4 protein-coding genes and 1 pseudogene are annotated in these 3313 nt (G+C 62.3%); 1 reads left to right on the forward strand and 4 read right to left on the reverse strand.

Going from position 1 to position 3313, the window contains the following annotated elements; all coding sequences use genetic code 11:
* Window positions 1-171, reverse strand: a pseudogene (locus tag AB4Z11_RS27260) (selenide, water dikinase SelD); the annotation flags it as partial.
* Window positions 168-1235 carry a selenoneine biosynthesis selenosugar synthase SenB gene (gene senB, locus AB4Z11_RS27265; protein ID WP_442028974.1) on the reverse strand — a complete coding sequence of 356 codons (1068 nt, stop codon included), beginning with the start codon at window positions 1233-1235 and terminating at the stop codon, window positions 168-170. The pseudogene AB4Z11_RS27260 and the gene senB, both read right to left, overlap by 4 nt.
* A gap of 35 nt (window positions 1236-1270) precedes the next feature.
* Here senB and senA point away from each other — a divergent pair, with 35 nt between their 5' ends.
* A complete protein-coding gene (gene senA / locus AB4Z11_RS27270; protein ID WP_442028975.1) occupies window positions 1271-2470 on the forward strand; it encodes a selenoneine synthase SenA in 1200 nt (399 codons plus the stop codon).
* 17 nt (window positions 2471-2487) lie between these two features.
* Here senA and AB4Z11_RS27275 read toward each other — a convergent pair whose 3' ends face one another.
* Together AB4Z11_RS27275 and AB4Z11_RS27280 are read right to left on the reverse strand one after the other, a co-directional pair.
* Window positions 2488-2820 (reverse strand): hypothetical protein, encoded by a 333-nt coding sequence (locus AB4Z11_RS27275; protein ID WP_442028976.1) that lies wholly within the window; start codon window positions 2818-2820, stop codon window positions 2488-2490.
* Window positions 2821-2961: 141 nt separating this feature from the next.
* Window positions 2962-3313, reverse strand: a 352-nt coding sequence (locus AB4Z11_RS27280) for a prolyl oligopeptidase family serine peptidase (RefSeq protein ID WP_442028977.1), incomplete at its 5' end; no start/stop codon positions are given.

The raw sequence follows: 3313 nt of genomic DNA on the forward strand, positions 1-3313 counted from the left end.
CAGTTTGTAGACGGCGGCGTCGTCGGCGGTTTCGATACCGACCATCAGTTCCTTCGGCACAGGGAAGCCGCTGGAGTTCTTCAGGATCTCGGACAGCACGCCGGGCGCGATCTTGCAGCCGCAGCCGCCGCCATGGGAGAAGGAGGTCAGTTTGATTTGTTCAGTGCTCATTTTTGAGGTCTTTCCTGGTTCTGATGGAGCAGATTATCTACCAAAGTGAGCAAGGCTGCCTGCTCGGTCGCGGGTTCAAATAGTTTGGCGCGTGCGGCGCATTGCGCGCGCAGGCGCTGCAGCCAGGCGGGATCGCTCACGCTGCGGTCGATCAGCGCTGCCAGCGCTTGCGCATCGCCGAGCGGGAAATAGCCTTCGTAGTCCTCGCCCAGCATGCCGCGGTTGCCGCTGATGTCGCTGGCCAGCACGGGGACGCCGCTGGTCACCGCTTCAATAATCACGTTGGCGCCGCCTTCCATCCTCGAGCAGATGGCCATGGCGTGCGCGCTACGCAACCGCTCCACGGTTTGGTCGTGGGACAGGGCGCCGAGCCACTCATAGCGTCCGGCCGCCGCGTTCTGTGTCGCGTGCGCTGCTTCGCCCAGCGCCGCATCCAGTGCGCCGCCGATATGCACCAGACGTGCCGACGGCTTCCGCACGAACTCCGCCGCGCGCATGAAGGTCAGCGGGTCCTTTTCATCGCGCAAATGGCCAATCATGACGATCTCATGCTGCTGAGCTTGTGTACGAATGTCGGATCTGACCCCAGGGTGTTTGGCCCCAAGGTGGGCGGATTGGTAGATGACGTGGGCTTTGGGGCGGGCGGCGGCGGGGAGTTCGTCGAGTCCGGCGGATTGGAGGACGACCAGGGCGTGCGCTGCCTCCAGGGAGGCTTGGGCGCTGGCGTCCGAATGGATGTCGCGGTATAGGTCAGTGCCGGTCAGCACGAGCAGGGTGGGGCGCTCGGGGTGTGCGGCGCGGAAGGCGGCCAGCGATGAAGCGGAGCGGCGAGCATGCAGGGCGATTAACAAGTCCGGCGCGGATGCCGCTGCAGCTGCATCGCGGGGCGGCGTGGCGGCAGGCGGTGTGGACGCCGCTGCTGACGATACATCGGACCAGTCGGTGCAGATCGATACGTCGTAGCGCGGTGCGAGGAAGCCCGCCCAACGGCTGGCCGTCTGCCAGTTGCCGTTATTGGCAGCGGCGAGGGCGGGGCTGACGATGCAGATTGTGGGCTTGCTCACTGGTGCTTGTCACTAAAAAGTCGCTACAATCGGTTATGACTTCCATTACAGCTTCGTTCCGAAACGCGCGCACCCAGCAGCTGGCCGACGCCTTGCAGAATGCGCGGAATTATACGCTTAGCCTGTTCGAATGTTTTGCTGCCGCGGGCATGGATCAAGCCATGCGCGTGCCGCAGCTGCGCATTGTGAATCCTCCTCTTTGGGAACTGGGGCACACCGCCTGGTTTGCGGAGTGGTTCATCCTGCGCGAAGCAGCGTCCAGCCATCCTGCGGACGCGCTTTTTCAATCCATGCTGCGCAAGGGCGACGACTGGTTCGACTCGGCCAACGTGCCGCACCGCAGCCGCTGGACGCTGGATTTGCCGACGACCGGCGGCGTAAAAACCTACTGCCACGAAGTGCTGGACCGCGTGCTCGATAAACTGAGCCGCGAACCGAATACGGACGAAGCGCTGTATCCCTACCGCCTGGTCCTGGCGCATGAAGACATGCACGGTGAGGCCTTCCTCTATACCCTGCAAACCCTCGGCCTRCAGGCGCCGCCCGAGCTGACGCGCGATGAGCCGTCGCGCAGCGCGCAGCAGGAAATCGCTTTCCCCGGCGGCACCCTGCAGCTGGGCAGCACTGCCGACACTGGCGGTTTCATTTTCGATAACGAGAAGTTCGCCCATCCCTGCTACGTCCCGCCATTCAGCATGGACGCCTCCCTGGTCACCAACGCGCAGTACACGGATTTTGTGGAAGACGGCGGCTATGATCGCCGCGAATACTGGAGCATCGCCGGCGCGGATTGGCTGATGCGCCAGGAACGCTCGGCGCCGCGCTACTGGCAGCGCGAGGGCGGGCAATGGCATACCCAGCGCTTCGGCCAGCCGGCCACGCTGGCGCGCTATGAGCCGGTGCGCCATATCAATCTGTATGAGGCCCAGGCTTACTGCATGTGGGCGGGACGCCGCCTGCCAACGGAATCGGAATGGGAATACGCGGCGCTCTACGGCCATCCGGCGTTCCAGTGGGGGCAGTTGTGGGAGTGGACGGCATCGCCGTTCGAACCCTATCCGGGCTTCGAGGCGGACCGTTATCGTGAGTATTCCGCGCCGTGGTTCAGCACACATCAGGTGCTGCGCGGCGCCTCATTCGCGACGCCGTCGCGCCTTGGGTCGGCGAAGTTCCGTAACTTCTACCTGCCTGAGCGCGACGATATCTTCTGCGGCTTGCGTACCTGCGCGCGCTGAATCAGCGCAGGCGGCGCTTAGCGCAGCAACAGCGAATCGGGAATCGGCGTGAAGGCCAGGCGGCGGTCGCCCATTTCTTCGCGCAGCTTCTCGATGGTTACGCCACTTGCTTCGTGCATCACCACCAGCAGGGCCGGGGAGATGGCGGCACGGCGGCTGCGTACCTTGCTGATCATCGGAGGCATGATGGCCAGCGCACGCGCCAGGGCGGCGTCGTTCTTCAGTTTCATGTGCTCGATCAGGAAATCGAGTAAACGGTTTGGATCGTATTGGAGCAGGTTATCGTGACCGTCGCTACCAGTAGCCGGGTCGGTCATCGCTGCGCCAGAGTTGTCGTGTAGGTCATGCATGGCGGCGCTCGAGGTGCAATATTGTCTGTTATTAAATATTAGTGTGGGAAGGCAACACTATATCCTCATTATCTGCCGCGATCGCCTCATATGCAAGAAAAAGGCCGCCTCGCGGGCGGCCTTGTGGCTTACTGGCAATACTTATTTCTTAAGGTGGTTGTCAAGCCAGTCGATGACGGTGTGGTGCCACAGAATCGAGTTGGCAGGCTTCRGTACCCAGTGGTTTTCATCCGGGAATACCAATAGTTTCGATTCGATGCCCTGACGCTGCAGCGCGGTGAAAGTGCCCAGGCCTTGCGCGGTCGGGATGCGGAAGTCCAGGTCGCCCTGTACCACCAGCATCGGGGTCTTCCATTTGCTGACGAAATTGACCGGGTTGAACTTTTCATACAGCGCCGGGTTGGCCCAGTAGGTGCCGCCATTTTCCCACTCGGTGAACCACAGTTCTTCGGTAGCGAATGCCATGCCGCGCTGGTCGAACACGCCATCGTGG

Origin of the sequence: Pseudoduganella sp. RAF53_2, assembly GCF_052113985.1 — a bacterium.
GTDB lineage: Bacteria > Pseudomonadota > Gammaproteobacteria > Burkholderiales > Burkholderiaceae_D > Rugamonas.